The organism is Bartonella sp. W8122 (assembly GCF_016102485.1).
In the GTDB taxonomy this organism is placed as follows: Bacteria; Pseudomonadota; Alphaproteobacteria; order Rhizobiales; family Rhizobiaceae; genus Bartonella; species Bartonella apihabitans.
In genome coordinates, this window is record NZ_JACFOO010000001.1 from 294342 (window position 1) to 311515 (window position 17174).

Annotated in this window: 17 protein-coding genes; 11 read left to right on the top strand and 6 right to left on the bottom strand. The window is 45.5% G+C overall.

Annotation, left to right across the window (positions count from 1 at the left end; all coding sequences use genetic code 11):
* Positions 1-374 precede the first annotated feature (374 nt).
* Complete coding sequence (locus H3S83_RS01400; protein ID WP_077969639.1) at positions 375-926, bottom strand: SH3 domain-containing protein; 552 nt, start codon at positions 924-926, stop codon at positions 375-377.
* 191 nt (positions 927-1117) lie between these two features.
* Here H3S83_RS01400 and H3S83_RS01405 point away from each other — a divergent pair, with 191 nt between their 5' ends.
* On the top strand, positions 1118-2125 hold the full coding sequence (locus H3S83_RS01405) for a D-glycerate dehydrogenase (RefSeq protein ID WP_077969641.1): 1008 nt from the start codon (positions 1118-1120) through the stop codon (positions 2123-2125).
* Between the two features lie 402 nt (positions 2126-2527).
* On the opposite strand, the gene H3S83_RS01410 is transcribed toward H3S83_RS01405, so the two are convergent.
* Both H3S83_RS01410 and H3S83_RS01415 read right to left on the bottom strand, forming a co-directional pair.
* Entirely contained in the window at positions 2528-3400 is an 873-nt protein-coding gene (locus tag H3S83_RS01410) for a 3-hydroxybutyryl-CoA dehydrogenase (RefSeq protein ID WP_198238707.1), read from the bottom strand.
* A gap of 15 nt (positions 3401-3415) precedes the next feature.
* A complete protein-coding gene (locus H3S83_RS01415) occupies positions 3416-3976 on the bottom strand; it encodes a cob(I)yrinic acid a,c-diamide adenosyltransferase (protein WP_198238708.1) in 561 nt (186 codons plus the stop codon).
* Between the two features lie 220 nt (positions 3977-4196).
* Here H3S83_RS01415 and H3S83_RS01420 point away from each other — a divergent pair, with 220 nt between their 5' ends.
* Together H3S83_RS01420 and H3S83_RS01425 are read left to right on the top strand one after the other, a co-directional pair.
* Positions 4197-5162, top strand: a complete 966-nt coding sequence (locus tag H3S83_RS01420; RefSeq protein ID WP_077969647.1) for a YihY/virulence factor BrkB family protein — start codon at positions 4197-4199, stop codon at positions 5160-5162.
* Positions 5140-5625: a YaiI/YqxD family protein gene (locus H3S83_RS01425; protein WP_225867932.1), complete on the top strand. Its 486-nt coding sequence runs from the start codon at positions 5140-5142 to the stop codon at positions 5623-5625. Before H3S83_RS01420 ends, H3S83_RS01425 begins: the two co-directional genes overlap by 23 nt.
* Before the next feature lie 70 nt (positions 5626-5695).
* On the opposite strand, the gene H3S83_RS01430 is transcribed toward H3S83_RS01425, so the two are convergent.
* Complete coding sequence (locus H3S83_RS01430; protein ID WP_246741699.1) at positions 5696-6304, bottom strand: TlpA disulfide reductase family protein; 609 nt, start codon at positions 6302-6304, stop codon at positions 5696-5698.
* Positions 6305-6431: 127 nt separating this feature from the next.
* Here H3S83_RS01430 and argH point away from each other — a divergent pair, with 127 nt between their 5' ends.
* The 6 genes from argH to H3S83_RS01460 all read left to right on the top strand — a co-directional run bounded on the left by argH (position 6432) and on the right by H3S83_RS01460 (position 13445).
* Positions 6432-7832, top strand: a complete 1401-nt coding sequence (argH, locus tag H3S83_RS01435; RefSeq protein WP_198238710.1) for an argininosuccinate lyase — start codon at positions 6432-6434, stop codon at positions 7830-7832.
* Between the two features lie 85 nt (positions 7833-7917).
* Positions 7918-8106 carry a lipoprotein gene (locus H3S83_RS01440; protein ID WP_077969654.1) on the top strand — a complete coding sequence of 63 codons (189 nt, stop codon included), beginning with the start codon at positions 7918-7920 and terminating at the stop codon, positions 8104-8106.
* Positions 8107-9381, top strand: coding sequence for a diaminopimelate decarboxylase (gene lysA / locus H3S83_RS01445; protein ID WP_198238711.1), 1275 nt, complete (start codon positions 8107-8109; stop codon positions 9379-9381).
* Between the two features lie 150 nt (positions 9382-9531).
* Positions 9532-11937: a TIGR02302 family protein gene (locus H3S83_RS01450; RefSeq protein WP_198238712.1), complete on the top strand. Its 2406-nt coding sequence runs from the start codon at positions 9532-9534 to the stop codon at positions 11935-11937.
* Positions 11938-12761: 824 nt separating this feature from the next.
* A complete protein-coding gene (locus H3S83_RS01455) occupies positions 12762-13145 on the top strand; it encodes a DUF305 domain-containing protein (RefSeq protein ID WP_255519350.1) in 384 nt (127 codons plus the stop codon).
* Positions 13146-13229: 84 nt separating this feature from the next.
* Positions 13230-13445, top strand: coding sequence for a hypothetical protein (locus tag H3S83_RS01460; protein WP_198238713.1), 216 nt, complete (start codon positions 13230-13232; stop codon positions 13443-13445).
* Between the two features lie 11 nt (positions 13446-13456).
* Here the strand turns inward: H3S83_RS01460 and cysK are convergent, their stop codons facing one another.
* Positions 13457-14428, bottom strand: a complete 972-nt coding sequence (gene cysK, locus H3S83_RS01465; RefSeq protein ID WP_198238714.1) for a cysteine synthase A — start codon at positions 14426-14428, stop codon at positions 13457-13459.
* A 266-nt stretch (positions 14429-14694) separates the two neighbouring features.
* Positions 14695-15651, bottom strand: a complete 957-nt coding sequence (locus H3S83_RS01470) for an aldo/keto reductase (protein WP_198233401.1) — start codon at positions 15649-15651, stop codon at positions 14695-14697.
* 258 nt (positions 15652-15909) lie between these two features.
* Here H3S83_RS01470 and H3S83_RS01475 point away from each other — a divergent pair, with 258 nt between their 5' ends.
* Both H3S83_RS01475 and H3S83_RS01480 read left to right on the top strand, forming a co-directional pair.
* Positions 15910-16236, top strand: coding sequence for a hypothetical protein (locus H3S83_RS01475; RefSeq protein ID WP_225867934.1), 327 nt, complete (start codon positions 15910-15912; stop codon positions 16234-16236).
* Positions 16237-16253: 17 nt separating this feature from the next.
* Complete coding sequence (locus H3S83_RS01480; protein WP_077969664.1) at positions 16254-17027, top strand: methyltransferase domain-containing protein; 774 nt, start codon at positions 16254-16256, stop codon at positions 17025-17027.
* Positions 17028-17174: the final 147 nt, after the last annotated feature.

Consider the following 17174-nt stretch of genomic DNA (forward strand, 5'->3'; position numbering starts at 1 on the left):
ACACGCACATCCCAAAAAGTGTGAAACGGTTTTTGGACAAGATGTGCGTGCACTTAAAAAACTACATCCCAAAAAGTGTGAAACGGTTTTTGGACAGGATATGCGTGCACTTAAAAAGCCACATCCCAAAAAGTGTGAAACGGTTTTTGGATAAGATGTGCGTGCACTTAAAAAGCCACATCCCAAAAAGTGTGAAGCGGTTTTTGGGGAGGATGTGCATATATTTTAAAAGCTGCATCCCGAAAAGCCGGTATGGTTTTTTTTGAAAACTGTGAGCGTTAAACCGACTTCCTGATAGATTAAGGATGCGACGGACATCAAAACTTGATGATTCTGGCGGGCGCAATTTGAAAGCCGCTATCAGTGGCGGAACATCAGTTCTTGACGGTCTCTCCGGGATAGGCACCCCAAAGTTGATCTTGGGCAACATAGCCGCGTGTATGGTTGACATCAAGTTCGCACCATTTACCGTCACATTTATGAATTGTGGCGATAACACCTGGCTCGAGTTCGGCAGCGAGCGGTGCATTTTCACTCGGTTCCCGACGCATGGGGGCAAGCTTGGATTTGTCTTTTTGCCAAGGCGTTATCATTGCTGTGCGATGGCCCGATAAAAGGGACTGATAGACCCAACCTTCATCGCCATCCGAGTCGCGAATTTTACGCCACTGGTCATATTCCTGTGTAATTTCCACAGGCAATCCCTGTTTTTGATAAGAGAACACAACCGTATAATTACGTCCGGGACCAACGCGTACATTGACACGCGCCGGTTTGATAGAAACAAAACGCGGCAATGGCAAACCGCTAGGCCCCACATTTTGGGAAGCTTCTTGAGCCGCTTCTTCTTCTGCAAAGCCGGAAGCGGGAAAAAATAACAAAGACAAACCCGTCAAAACCGAACAAATGCTTGCCAGGCAAAACATTCTTCCGAGGTTCGAAAAACGGAATTTGCTGAAACTGTCCACCGTATGTGCCTCTCTTCTCTTGTGTTCAATCAATTCTTTTCTGCTATAAGCAGACCAGACTCATGACAGCCTGTTGATCCTATGCCATAGTGCTGGTTAAAGAGGTCTCAATAATCGCGAAAAATATTGGAAATATTTCGAGGTTTTCTATGCAGGGGAAAAAATTACCGTTGGTCATTTTGACACGCAAGCTTCCGGAACAGGTTGAAAGACGCATGTGCGAGCTTTTCAATACCGAGGTTGTCAAACAAGATCGGCCAATGTCACGACAGGAACTGGTTGATGCGGTAAAACGCGCAGATGTTCTCGTGCCGACAATTTCCGATATTATCGACAAGGACCTTATCGATCAGGCGGGAGATAATCTCCGGATGATTGCCAATTTCGGCAATGGTACCGATAATATCGACATTAACGCGGCAACCGGTCGTAGTATCCTTGTGACCAACACCCCGAATGTTCAAACAGAAGATACTGCCGATATGGCAATGGCACTGATACTGGCGGTGCCGCGTCGCCTTGTCGAGGGTGCCAATGTATTGAATGAAAGCGGTATCTGGCCGGGTTGGTCGCCGGACTGGATGTTGGGACGACGCATCTACGGAAGAAAACTCGGCATTATCGGTCTCGGGCGCATTGGTACAGCGGTTGCGCGCCGCGCCAAAGCATTCGGGCTTTCGATCCACTATCATAATCGCACCCGCGTCAGCGAAAAAATCGAAGAACAGCTTGAAGCGACCTATTGGGCCGATCTTGATGATATGTTGAAGACGATTGATATTCTTTCAATCAATTGCCCGCTTACCGAGAAGACCTATCATCTCCTTTCAGCCGAACGTCTCGCTTTGATGCAGGAAACAGCCTACGTCGTTAACACGGCTCGTGGTGAAATTATTGATGAAAATGCCCTCGCCCGAAAGATAGAAAATGGCAAACTTGCCGGCGCAGGTCTTGATGTTTTCGAAAAAGAACCGAACTTCAGTCCATCGCTCGCAAAATTGGCAAAGCAAGGCAAGGTGGTGCTTTTGCCGCATATGGCATCGGCGACGGTCGAAAGCCGGATCAATATGGGGGAAAAAGTCATCATCAATATCAGAGCTTTTATCGACCACCATCGTCCACCCGATCGCATTATCCCTGAAAAATTGCGTAGCTGATTCGTTTTTTAGCGAGTGTTCGACCTTTATAAAAAGCGGTGTGGCTAAAAATTTAAGGCACGCGGTTTGACACATCTTACCAAGCGTTATGACTTGAAAGCACTTGAGTTCGGTGACCTATGTTTTGTTGCCAGCCGGTTTTAAACTGACCGTGTTTGCTTTGGTCGTTAAGCAAAATTGAAAGACCATTTGGAAAAGGCTTTTTCGATAAGTCTTGTTGTTTTTCATGAACCGGTCATTGAAGGATTTTGTCCGGAAACCGGAAAAGAGTTGCCTTAACTCTTTTCCAAGGTGCAATGGTTTATTTCATTATGAGTCGTGAGATTTCTGAAGTCCAAAGCCGTAATTTTATCGTCTTTGGTTTTTGATAGCGCTTTATGCCTTCTTGCTTTTCCAGAAAACTCAACGTGTGGGGACGGGTATCTCACCGCTATAGTCGTAAAAACCGCGGCCACTTTTGCGCCCCAACCAGCCGGCTTCGACATATTTTATCAATAACGGGCAGGGACGGTATTTCGAGTCTGACAATCCTTGATGCAAAACATGCATAATAGCAAGACAGACATCAAGCCCGATAAAATCAGCAAGTTCCAATGGACCCATCGGATGATTGGCACCGAGTTTCAAAGCTGTATCGATCGCATTGACATCCCCCACGCCTTCATAAAGAGCGTAGATCGCCTCGTTAATCATCGGCACCAAGACACGATTGACGATGAAGGCCGGAAAATCTTCGGTAACAGTAAAAGTTTTTCCGATTGAAGTGACAAAATCGCAAATTGTCGAGAAGGTCTCTTCGCTGGTTGCAATGCCGCGCACCACTTCAACAAGCTTCATTTGTGGCACCGGATTCATAAAATGTGTGCCAATGAATTTTTCCGGACGGTTTGTGGTTGCAGCGAGACGGGTAATCGAAATGGTAGAGGTATTGGTCGCAAGAATTGTTGAAGGTGAAAGATTCTCGCATAGACTGATGAAAATATCTCTTTTGATATTCTCGTCCTCGCTTGCTGCTTCAATGATAAGATCGGCATTTTTCAACTCATCCAAAGTCAGTCGGGTTGAAAACCTTTTGATTGTATCAAGGCGGCTTTGCTCGCTCATTTTTCCGGCTTTGACGAGATGGGCAAGGTTTGATTTTATCGTCGAAATGGCATGTTCAATCTGTTCGGACGAAATATCGTAAAGAAGAACCTCGAAACCGGCAGTCGCAACAGCTTGGGCAATTCCTCCCCCCATTTGTCCTGCTCCGACAATAGCGACCGTCTTTATCATGCGCTGATTCCTCCTCTAGCGATTCTTTCCCGGCACCCATAATACATCATTTTTACCACAATCATTAGCATAACGGGCAGCAACAAACAGAAAATCCGAAAGCCGGTTGATATAGCCCAGAACATCTTTGCTGACATTTTCCTGTTTACTCAATGCAACAATAGTCCGTTCGGTACGTCTTGCGACAGTGCGGGCGAGGTGTAGATAGGCGGATGCTTTGGACCCGCCAGGTAAAACAAAGGATTTCAAGGGCGAGAGTTTTTCATTCAACCTGTCGATTTCATCTTCAAGCCGTTTTGTCTGGGTGGAGAGAACGCGCAAATCTGTTTTATTTTCGCTCTGTTCAGGAGTTGCCAGATCGGCCCCAAGATCAAACAGGTCATTTTGTATTTCTTCGAGCATTTTGTCGAGATCGCTTACCGTCTCGAGACGGGCAAGTCCGATCGTCGCATTGGTTTCATCAATCAGGCCATAAGCATCAACGCGCAAATCGGCTTTCGAGCGTCTGGGGCCATTAACGAGGCCGGTTGTACCATCATCACCTGTACGCGTGTAGATTTTATTGATTTTGACCATTTTGGACTCCTCGGAAAATCATCTGTCTCATTTAAAAATATAGATAGATTGGCTTGTGGCAAAGTCCATTAAAGCTCTGTGATGTGATCAAATGACGGGAAAACATTGAATTAGCTATTGTAACGCTTGTATAGATTGCGTTCTCAATTAAAATAATTTTATACGGTAGTCTGTGCGTTTAGCCCGTTAGTACGGGTTGATTAACGGGAAAGACATTGATTTGACGCTGAGACCCTTACGCTTTTGTTGGCGCATTTTATATAACGCTGTCAGCCACTATTTCCGTGACTCTGGCAGCGCTTTTGCCAGTCATATAGCTTTGTCCGGTTTGATGGCGCTGTTTCCTTTCCTGATTTTTGCAACATCACTCGCAAGTTTTATTGGTGCACGTGCCTATACCCAGCAAAGTGTCAATGCGCTTTTGAAAATGCTGCCTGATGCAATTGCCGGTCCGATTGTCAAGGAAGTCGTCAATGTCATGACCATTCAGCGCGGTGGTCTGTTGACCATTTCGGTTATCGGGACAGCCTATTTTGCTTCAAACGGCGTGGAAGCATTGAGAACTGCACTTAATCGTGCCTATCGCGTGGTCGATCGACGCAGCCTGTTTTTTTGCCGGTTTCAAAGTCTGTTTTTCGTTATCGTCGGCACGATAGGGTTGATGGTTATCAGCTTTCTTCTGGTGCTGGCACCGCTTGTTATCAATATTCTTCAACATGATTATCCGGTTATTGGCCAATATGTCGGCACAATCCGCTTCTGGCGTTATGCCATTGCCGTGGTTGTTCTGTTAATCAGTCTGTTGATTGCCCATAAATGGCTTCCTGCCGGAAAGCGGAAATTGGCCGATATTTTGCCCGGTATCGGTGTAACCATGGTGGTTTGGGTCTTGGCCTCGATGCTCTTTGCACAATATCTGGCAACATTTGCCAATTATGTTTCCACTTATGCAGGGCTCGCTTCGATCATGGTGGCAATCATCTTTCTCTATATGTTGAGTGCCATTTTTATTCTTGGTGGAGAAATCAACGCAGCCATTATGTTTTATCGCAACCGTCAGCAACAGCCTGGCCAATTGGTGCGCGCCATTGAACAAAAAGAGGAAAAAGAAGAAGGGCTAAAGCAGCAAAACAATGACGGACAACAAAATAATGACGGACAAAATGATCATACAGTTGTTTCTTGATGGTGATGCCTGTCCCGTCAAAACCGAAGCCTATCGGGTAGCCGAACGTTATCATATCAAGACTTTTATCGTCTCGAACAGTTTCATGAGGATACCGAACGAGGATTTTCTCGAAGCTGTCATTGTTGATCAAGGGTTGAACAAAGCAGACGACTGGATTGCAGAAAAGGCCAATGAGGCGAGTATTGTTGTTACCAATGATGTGCCATTGGCCGATCGTGTGGTCAAAAAGGGTGGAGTGGCGATTTCCCCATCCGGCCGGCTCTTTGATGCGGCCACAATCGGTGCGGCATTGGCCACCCGCAATCTCTTTGAAAATCTCAGGGAAAGTGGTGTTGTAACCGGTGGACCGCGCCCGTTTTCCGGCCGTGACCGCTCGGCATTTCTGGGGGCACTCGATTTGGCTGTGCAACGCAAAAAACGTCAAGGTTTTGAGCCTGATTTTAGCAAAAACCGGCTTTGACCGGTTTGCAACCGGTCAATTTTACATTTTAATTAATTTAAAAGTGCTGTTCCGGATAGAGAACCGATGATCAGTCTTTTTTATCGGCTTCCATGGCAGCTTTCATCAGTTTTTCCGAATCGGTATTGCTCCATGGAGCCGAACCGTTATAGGATCCGAGCAGGCAGCCATTTTTGTCAATCAACATGGTGACAGGAAGCCCCATAGCGAGACCCTGTTTGCGCACTTCATTAAAAACATCCATCGACTGGTCGCGATAGAAAACAATATTGTCGGCTTTGATGCTTTTTAGAAAATTTTTTACTTTTTCATTGCTTGCTGTTTTATCAATATTGATTGCTATGACATCGAATGCGTCATTACCAAGAGAACGTTTGAGATTGGCAAGTTCCGGCATTTCGGTGCGGCAGGGTACACACCAGCTTGCCCATAGGTTCACAAGTAAGGTTTTGCCGGAAAATTCTGCCAATCTATGATCTTTGCCGGTTTCATCTTTGAAGGTGAGTTTGGTTGCATCATAAGGCTCTTCGGCAAAACGCATATTCTTGAAAAACCCGTCTGCCGACTGCTTCAATTTATCGATTTTTCCGGAATTTGCTGTGCACCCCGAACCGGTTTCGGCTTGAGCCACAGAAATCAGTGATGGAAAAGAGTAAACTTGGTTGTCAGACGCTGTCATTATCGCGTATATGCTCAGTGTGCCAAGTGCAATCTTGGAAATTATTTTCCGGAATTTTCTAGAAAATTTTACGTTTTCGGGAATTCTTGCAACCATTTTTTCGTCCTTTCGATGGGGGCTAACATATATGAATAACAGTGGATCAAGCAACCAGATGTGGGGTGGACGTTTTGCCTCGGGTCCGGCAGCCATTATGGAAGAGATCAATGCTTCGATCGATTTCGATAAAAAGCTTTATAAAGAAGACATAAAAGGTTCATCGGCCCATGCGGCTATGTTGGCCGCACAAGGCATTATATCGGCAGCCGATTATGACGAGATAGAAAAAGGTCTGAAAACGATCCTTTCCGAAATTGAAAGCGGCAAATTTGCTTTTTCCCGAAAGCTTGAAGATATTCATATGAATATCGAAGCGCGCCTTGCCGAACTTATCGGTTCCGCCGCCGGAAGGCTCCACACAGCCCGGTCGCGAAACGATCAGGTCGCGTTGGATTTTCGCCTTTGGGTGAGAACGGAAACAGACAAGACCATTCAGTCCATCAGGCATTTAATCGAGACCTTTCTGCAGCGGGCCGAACAGGAAGTTGAGACGATTATGCCGGGATTTACCCATTTGCAGGTTGCTCAACCGATAACTCTGGGTCATCATCTAATGGCCTATGTCGAAATGTTCGGGCGGGATTTATCCCGCATGTATGATGCCCGCGAAAGAATGAACGAATCACCTTTGGGTGCAGCGGCTTTGGCCGGTACCAGTTTCCCGACAGACCGTTTTATGACCGCTAAAGCACTCGGTTTCAGAGAACCTACCAGAAATTCGATCGACAGTGTTTCCGACCGCGATTTTGCATTGGAATTTCTGAGTGCTTCGGCAATTTGCGCAGTCCATCTTTCGCGCCTTGCCGAGGAAATTGTCATTTGGTCAACGGCACAGTTCAATTTTATTCATTTGCCTGATTCTTTTTCGACCGGTTCGTCTATTATGCCGCAAAAGAAAAATCCCGATGCGGCAGAACTGGTCCGTGCGAAAACCGGACGGATCAATGGGTCACTGATTGCTTTATTGACCATTATGAAAGGCCTTCCGCTTGCCTATTCGAAAGATATGCAAGAAGATAAAGAACAGGTTTTCGATGCAGCCCAATCGTTGGAACTTTCGCTTGCTGCAATGGCCGGTATGATTGCTGATATAGAAATCAACAAAAACATAATGAAAAAGGCGGCCGGTACCGGCTATTCGACGGCAACCGATCTTGCTGATTGGCTTGTTAGGAAATTGGGAATACCCTTCAGAGAGGCTCATCATATAACCGGTCACGCTGTGGCTTTGGCAGAAAAGAAGAAGTGCGATCTTGCTGACCTCACCCTTGAAGATCTGAAGACAATTAATCCCGATATTACGGCAGATGTGTTTGACGTTCTGAGCGTTGAAAAATCGGTTCAGAGCCGCAAGAGTTATGGCGGTACAGCCCCTCAGGAAGTACGTCGCCAAATCGACTATTGGAAAAAACGCCTTGCCAAAGCTTGAATTTGACCATTACACAAAGAGTAGATTAAATAGAGAATAGATCAGATAGAGCGTAAAGCTTGCTATTTTTGAAAGAGACGCGATCATGAAAAAAACTCTGACCGGTTTGGTGGTTGTCACAATCTGTGGCGTGGCTTTGGCCGGTTGCGGACGTAAAGGTCCGCTTGAACCGCCGCCGTCCACGATGATTGAGGACTCTAACGGCAAAATGGTTCAAAAACCGAAAGTAGAAAAACCGTTTATTCTTGATCCATTGATTAAGCAGAGGCACTAATTGCAGGCTTTTCAATATTCTAACGGTCATCTTTATGCCGAAAAAATTGCTGTTGCCGATTTGGCAAAAAAGGTGGAAACGCCTTTTTATTGCTATTCGGCTAAAGCCATTCAGCAACAATTTGAACAGTATCGTCAGGCCTTTGCCGACACCAATGCGCTTGTCGCCTTTGCACTGAAAGCCAATTCCAATCAGGCTGTTCTGACCCTTCTTGCAAAACAGGGCGCCGGTGCTGATGTTGTGTCTGGTGGAGAAATGCGTCGTGCGCTCAAAGCCGGTATTTCTGCTGACAAGATAGTTTATTCCGGTGTTGGCAAAACCGTTGAAGAAATCGACTTTGCTCTTGGTCATGATATCCACTGTTTCAATGCCGAATCGGAACCGGAATTACAACAATTGTCTGCGCGCGCCGTAGCTATTGGGAAAAAAGCACGTGTTTCTTTGCGCATAAATCCGAATGTTGACGCAAAAACACATAAGAAAATTGCTACCGGCAAATCCGAAAACAAGTTCGGCATTCCTATTGCGGTCGCACGCGAGGTTTATGAGCAGGCAGCAAAACTCCCTGGTCTTGATGTTCATGGGGTTGATGTTCATATCGGTAGCCAGATTTGCGAATTGCAGCCGTTCGAGGATGCTTTTTCACTCGTTGCGGATTTTGTCCATGTTCTGCGGGGCGAGGGGCACGACATCCGTCATGTTGATGTCGGCGGTGGGCTTGGCATTGTTTATCGCAAGGATAACTTGCCCCCGCCCTCGCCGGCCGAATACGCAAATGTTGTCAAAAAACATTTCGCACCGCTTAATGTCCAGATCATCATGGAACCGGGTCGTAATATTGTCGGTAATGCAGGCATTCTGGTTACATCCATCATCTATATAAAACACGGAGCCGGAAAAAATTTCGTTATTGTCGATGCAGCAATGAATGATCTTATCCGCCCGACTTTATATGATGCCTGGCACGACATCGTGCCTGTAAAAGAGCCAAAGCAGAGTGATGAACCGATGATGGCCGATATTGTCGGTCCGGTTTGCGAAACCGGCGATTATATGGGGCTTGCGCGCTATCTTCCCCGCCCAAAAGCCGGAGATTTATTGGCTGTTTGGAGTGCGGGAGCATATGGTGCGGATATGGCAAGTACCTATAATACACGTCTGTTGGTACCGGAAGTGTTGGTGAGTGATAACCATTTTGACATTGTTCGTCCGCGTATTTCATATGAAGAGCTGATAGGGTTTGACCATGTACCGGAATGGGTGAAAAACTCTTGAGGTTTGAAACAGATATTTTCGAGTGAAGGTGGTATAAAATATTTGCAAAGGGTCTCGCCTTTGTTTGTTTCATTGCTATGATGTGGCAAAACCGGTGCGAAGGGAAGAACATATATCTTGCGGAGTGATAAAGGCCCTTTTCATGGAACTATGGCAGCGCTTGTAAGAGCACGGGCTTCGGCGTGGTGTATCCTGACATTCGAACGGTTGTGGCCACGCATTCTTCCAAGCATTCTTGCTTTGTTGATATTGTTTTCTTTGGCATGGCTCGGCATTTTCGATCGCCTCTCCTATTGGCCGCATGTTATCCTGTTATGGATTTTGCTTTTTATCGCTGTCGGTTCCCTTTTCTTTGTTTCCGGTTTCCGTTTTCCCTCTTTAAGCGAAATCGATCGGCGGATAGAAAAAGCGAGCGGACTGCAAAATCAGCCACTCGAAGCGCTTTATGATGCACCGGCAAATAGCGAGGCGAATGATTTTGTAAAAGTTCTATGGAAAGAACATCAGCGGCGTATGGCTGCCGAACTGCAAAATCTCGAAGCAGGTGTGCCCGACACCGGAATTACCCGTGCCGACCCGTTGGCGCTGCGGGCATTGGTTGTCCTTTTTGCTGTTACAGCTTTTGCCTATTCATTTGGTCCTTCCGGAGGGCAAATGGGTGATCTCTTGGATTTTTCGCAACCGGTCGATTTATCAAAAATGCGCGTGGATGCTTGGGTCACTCCTCCCACCTATACCGGCGAAGCCCCTGTTTATTTGACCGAAGCCAATATCCGGAACGCCAAAGTGCCGGAAGGTAGCAAACTGACTATTCGTGTGGTCGAGGGTGGCGATGCAACATTGAAGTCGACCGAAAGCCAATCTGGCAAGACTGTCAATATTACTGCACAAGGTAGCTTTGACACTATAAAGCAGAATAGCAAAACATTCGAGACTGTGCTCGCCAAGTCGAGCAATGTGACATTGAGAACGCGCCATTATGACAGAAATTGGCATTTTGATGTTGTTGCCGACCGTGCCCCCACTATCAAATTGACCAAGGAACCGGGACGTATTCTCAATGGGTCACTGGAACTCAATTATTTTCTTGATGATGATTATGGTGTCGAGAAAGCTTACGTCGAAATAACGCCCACATCCACTATCAAGGAAACCGGACACCCTCTTTATGATGCACCGGAAATCAAATTGATGATTCCGCGTGGTGGTAAAGGGGATGCGCGTACCGTGCAGGATGTCAGTATCCATCCTTGGGCAGGTTCGGAAGTGCGTTTGACACTGGTTGCAGAAGATGGCGCCGGTCATCAGGGAAGAAGTGAAACGCGCACCATGACATTGCCGCAAAGAAATTTCGGCAATCCGCTTGCCCGTGCCGTGGTTGAACAACGTCGACTTCTGGCTCTTGATACACTTTCCCGCGATCGGGTTCTTGATATGTTGTCGGCCTTAACGTTGCGGCCGGAAGAAACGATCGACAATTTTACGCATTATCTGGCATTGCGGAGCATATGGACGCGACTCCATCTCGCAGAAACCGACGAAAACTTGAAAAATGTAGCCGATTTTATGTGGCAGACAGCCATCGGTATTGAGGGAGACAATGTCAATCAGGTTGAAAAAAACTTGAAAGCGGCTCAAGCAGCCTTGCGTGATGCTTTGAGAAATGGTGCTTCGCCAGAGGAAATCGAACGTCTGACGGACGCATTGCGTCAGGCGATGAATGACTATATTGCCGCCCTTGCCGAACAACAACAAAACGGCGGTCTTGGACAAAAGCCTTCTCAACAGGCACAAAATCTTTCACCTAACGAACTCGCCGAGAAACTGAAGCAACTTGAAGATATGGCCAAATTGGGTAACCGCGCTGGTGCCGAGCAGCTTTTGTCCGAGCTCGAACAACTCATGGACAATCTTCAGGTAAGTCGTGGCGGATCAGGAGAAGGGGGAAGCCAAACAAGCGAAATGCAAAAGCAGCTTGATGAGCTTGGTAATTTGATGAGGAAACAACAAGAAACCCTCAATGATACCCATAAGCTTGAAGCTGATCGTGAACGCGGCGAAAAAACACCGGAGGAATATCGCAAAGATCTTGATGACCTGAAAAAGAGACAAGATGAACTGCAGCAGGAATTGAAAAAATTCGGCAAGGATTTATCCGATAAAGGGTTCAAGTCGGGCGATGGATTAAAAGAGGCTGAAAAAAAGATGGACAAATCCGGTGAGGCTCTTCAACAGGGAGATGCTGCCGGATCCGAAGGTCAGCAATCGCAGGCTTTGGATGCGATGCGCGATGGCGCAAAAGAACTTATGCAAGAAATGCAGGAAGCCATGAAAAAAAATGGCGAAACAGGAAAAGACGGAGACGGCTCGTCCAAAGATCCACTCGGACGAAATCTTGGTTCAGCCGGACACCAGTCGGAAAAAGATGGACTTTCTCAAGAAAGTGATATGCAACGGGCAAGACGCATTCTTGATGAAATCCGGAAAAAGTTGGGACAATCCGCGCTGCCTGATAGTGAAAAAGACTATCTTGAAAGATTACTGAAATTTTATTGAGCTTTTGACCGCCCGTCGCCACAGCATGTTGTTTTAAAACAGGCTTTTATCTACTCCCGCCGTTCGGTTTCTATCGTAATTTCAGTTTCTTAAAGCGGAAAGACGCGCTGGTTTCATCAAGCGACGCAAAATTAAACAAAAATTCAAGCGACAATTTCAATCCGGTTTCGATAGATTGGGTAAAGCTCTTAAAGAATAGTTATGTTTGCGTGAGCGCTCGAGAAAATCATTTTGTTATCCGTAGTTCTAAAGAAGAAAACAAAATTACATAAATTTTTTTAAGAAGTTTATTTGAATGGACGACTTTTAAAGCACTTATCGGTATTCGCATTGATAAATAGATAGAACAGCTAAACATTATATTAAAAGACTATATCTGGTATTTTGCTTATATATGAAATAGCCGTTCGACAGTGATTTTAATGGATTCCGATACTCACGTACCCAAAGAAGACGTGCGATAATGACTGTAAAAAAGTCATTATAAAATTCGTGCGGCATTTCCGGTAAAATCGATATGTTTTTTTTAAAAGCTTAATGAACGCGGATCTTACAAAAAATAGATGACCTGTTGAAACCATAAATCCATGTTGGATACTGCATGAGAAAAAGTTTAGGCAGTTCAGAATGTGACACGTTTAAAAACAGCCCAAGAAAACACAAGAAAAAGGGCATTTTTTTAAAATTGATCTTCAATTCGATTTTGTTCAAAACGTTAATACAAATCTGAAATGAATATGAATGGACAAATAAATTGCACTATTCCGTTCTAAACATGGAACTATATTCTATTTAATGCGTTTCAATAAAAAGAGGATTTGAAAATGAAAAAATTTATCGCAACCTTATGCATTTGTTGTGCGTCAGTCAGCTATGCAGCAGCACAAAGTGAGAACAGTAACATGATGGATATGGCAAAAGGCGCAGCTTCGACCGCATCTCAGGCTTTATCGGCTTCCTCGTCGGCTTTGGATAAAGTCAATGAAACGATGATGAAAAATATGTCGATCAAGATGAGCGGTAATGCCGATGTTGATTTTATAAAGATGATGTTGGCTCACCACCAAGGTGCTGTCGATATGGCAGAGGTCGAATTGAAATATGGCAAAGACCCGGAAGCCAGAAAGCTCGCCGAGACAATTATTGCCGCTCAACAAAAAGAAATTGCGCAAATGCAAGATTGGTTGAAAGCGAACGAAAAGAAATAATTTTCCTGAACAAGCCTACATGCTGGGGAGGCTTTTTAAAATGACAATGCGTCAAGCTTCTCCAACTATGATAGGCCACGTTTCATGGACGATAAAACACGCTCCTCACAATTACGCCCCGAACAACAAGCGCAACGCCAGGACCTGGCCACTTTCTCGAGGGGAAGTGCAAGGCACTTCCGTCCGAGGCGTGCGTTTTCGACAAATCGTATTGCTTCGTCCATTCCGGCAAAGTCTTTTGTTGGCCGATCAGGACGGATCAATGGCCGTAAGCGGTTGAAATCCGCTCGCGAAGTTTGACTGGCAAAGTTTTAATCGAGTCCTTCAAACAATTGGGTTGAAAGATAGCGCTCGGCAAAATCCGGAATAATGATCACTATATTTTTTCCGGCATTTTCGGGGCGCTTTCCTATTTCGATTGCTGCTGTTAAAGCGGCACCTGCTGAAATTCCGACAGGAATACCTTCAATATGTGATAGATCGCGGGAATTTTGAAAAGCATCATCACTTGAAACTGTAACAATTTCATCAATGATTTTAGTATTCAGTATCTTTGGAACAAATCCTGCACCGATGCCCTGAATTTTATGGGGTCCCGGTTGCCCACCCGACAATACCGGCGAATCTTTAGGCTCTACCGCCACAACTTTGAAATCGGGTTTGCGTTGCTTGATGACTTCTCCGATACCGGTGATGGTGCCACCTGTACCGAATCCGGCTACGAGAAAATCGACATTGCCATCGGTATCATTCCAGATTTCCTCGGCCGTTGTCTGGCGATGAATTTCAGGATTTGCCGGATTTTCAAACTGTTGCGGAATGACTGCATCCGGATTATTGGCGGCCAGTTCTTCGGCTTTGGCGATAGCGCCTTTCATGCCTTTTGCACCTTCGGTCAATACCAGTTCGGCACCGAGAAACTTCAATAATTTGCGGCGCTCGACGGACATGGTTTCCGGCATTGTCAAAATCAGTTTATAACCTTTTGCTGCGGCCACAAATGCGAGCGCAATTCCGGTATTGCCCGATGTCGGTTCAATCAATACAGTTTTTCCCGGTTTTGCTTTTCCTTGTTTTTCAAGGGCTTCGATCAGAGCAAGGCCGATACGGTCCTTGACACTGGCCAAAGGGTTAAAAAATTCAAGCTTTGCAAGAAGATTGGCCTTAACACCTTTCTTTTTGGCGAACTTGTCAATCCGGACGAGTGGTGTATTACCAATTGTCTCCAAAACAGAGCTATAAATAACGCCGCGTCCTTTTCGAGATGAATTTTTATCAGTCATGACCGGTCTCCCTGGTGAAATTATCCGGATTAATCAGATAGGCTCCGAATTGCGATAGCCCTTGTTTTGATAAATACGTGTCTTGATAAATATCAGGATAGAACCAATTCCTAGAATGATATAGCGATTATATACTTTAGGAGCGATTAAAATAAAAATTTTTCCTTCAAAAATAGGAAAAGATAGAAAAATAACCCTGATTGAAAGAACGGAGAACCTGCCCGGGTATTTTCTCCGTCCTTTCCGATTTGATGTTTGGCAGAGCTTTAATAGCTGCTTGCCTCATTAAGAGCGTCAATATCCTCTTTACTCAAATTTATCATTGTTGCTTTGACGAGGCTATAAAGTTGGTCAAGCTTTGTGGCACTCGCTATTGGCGCCGTTACGGCAGGTTGTGCAATGAGCCACGCCAAGGCAATCTCGGCTTGTGTTACATTATGTTTTTCACTGATTGTATCAAGCGCGTTCAGAATGCGCATCCCGCGTGGATTGATGTATTGTTCAACTCTCGAGCCGCGTTTATGTCCGGCAAGATCGGCTTTTGAACGATATTTGCCCGAGAGAAATCCGGAAGCAAGACTATAATAGGTGATCACACCGAGACCGTATTTTTGTGCAGTATCGGCCAATTTTCCTTCGAATGTGTTCCGGTCATAAAGGTTATATTGGGGTTGCAATGTTTGATAGCTGGGAAGATTGTTCTTCTTGGCTGTTTGCATTGCATTTTCAAGTTGCTCTGCCGTTATATTGGAGCAGCCGATAGCGCGGATTTTTCCTGCTTTCAAAAGCTTGCCATAGGCCTCGAGAGTTTCTTCAAATGGTGTATGAGGATCGAACCAGTGTGACTGATAGAGATCAATGACATCGATATTCAAACGGCGTAAAGAATCTTCTACAGCCTGTTCTATCCAGCGGGCGGAAAGGCCCTTATGGCCAGCTACGCCCATATCCGAACCGACTTTGGTGAAAATATAGAATTTGTCTCGCTTGGACGGATTTTGTTTTAACCACTTCCCGATGATGGTTTCCGATTCACCGCCTTTATTGCCTTCAACCCATGTCGAATAGGCGTCGGCTGTATCAATAGCGTTCAATCCGCTTTCGGCAATTGCATCAAGCATCGTGAAGGATTGCTTCTCATCCAGTGTCCAACCAAAGACATTGCCTCCAAAAACAAGGGGAACAATATTAAAACCTGTATTTCCTAAAGCGCGATGTTTCATAAAACGTCCTTTCATTGTTTGTTGGATTTAACCGAACGCAAATTAATCGCGAGCAACGGCGTCTTTTAAAAGTAGTCACGGTTTTGGCTTGAGGGAAAGTGTTTCACAGTGTTTTGATAGTTTTCATGGTTTTGTCAGAATTTAACCTTAAATTCACGATTATTTTCTTTTTCGAATAAAGTTTGGTATGGTCACACGAGTAAAATGCATGAAAGTCGAATGATTGGATTAAATTTCATGGGCAGACTGGATAGTTTTATGTCTGTTAAAACATTGGTTCTTCCGTGCCTTTTGATGTTTGCCGGTTGCGCAACACAAGCCACGGCATGGACCGAGAAAATTACCACTCAAAAAGTTGAACTGCCAACAGAATGTGCCGGCTGGCAGAAAATCGAAGTAAAGACAAGGACGCGCTATTTTATGATGAAAGAAGATCAGCGTGCTCTGGTCGATATTGATGCGCATAATTTACGAGGGAAAAATCTGGGCTGTTGGGACAGAAATGTACAATCGTCTTCGGCACAGCCTTTGATACAAAGCCCTCAGCCCCAGTCAGGTGCGTTGACTTCAAGTCAGGCACAATAACGCTTTAGGGTTGCTATTTGGACATATTGACGTTCAGATCATTTTACGAAACACCACTTGGCGAAAAGGTTTTTTCGACCATTACCAATAAACTTGGATTAAAAGACCGTGATGTTTCCGGCGAGCGGGTGATGGGACTGGGTTATGTTACCCCCTATCTTCAATGGCTTAAACCACGGGCTGAGAGGTGTTTTGCTTTTATGCCGGCGCGTCAAGGAGCCTGTGTGTGGCCTTCTGCAGAAAAAGTTGCAACGGCTTTGGTATTTGAAGAAGATTTGCCTTTGCCGGATTCTGCTGTTGACCGGATTATGCTCGTCCATTCACTGGAATTTGCCGAAAATGCCCGCGAAATGCTCAGTGAAATGTGGCGTGTATTGGCACCGAACGGGCGCGTTATCATCGTTGTTCCCAATAGACGCGGTCTTTGGGCCAGAAATGATCATACACCCTTTGGCAGTGGCCAACCTTATAGCCGTCAGCAATTGTTATTATTGTTACACGAAACCAATTTTAGCGTCGTCAATATTAGCGAAGCGCTCTATTTTTCCCCATCCGGTCGTGCATTGGCTCGCGGTTTTTCAGCAATTTATGAGCCATTGGCGAGGAACTTTTTTCCGTATTTTGGCGGAATTATCGTCTGTGAAGCCCAAAAACGCCTGTTTCAGGGATTGCCGGTACATCGTCGCCAGTCGCGGCGGGTATTTATACCGGCTCTGTCGCCCCAGATTACCAATCGTAAACCTTCTCATGCTGTCGAAATCAGAAGCGACCACGAGAGTTCGGATTGGTAAAGCCTTGCTTGATTTGTCGCACCGATAGGCAGTACCTAGTTTATTGATTTTGCCGGTGCGAGATAGGAAACGACAATGAAGTTCCTCTATTTCTGATGGGACTTTCCTGATTCTCTCGGGAAGACCTGCTTTTAACCAAAGGCTTGC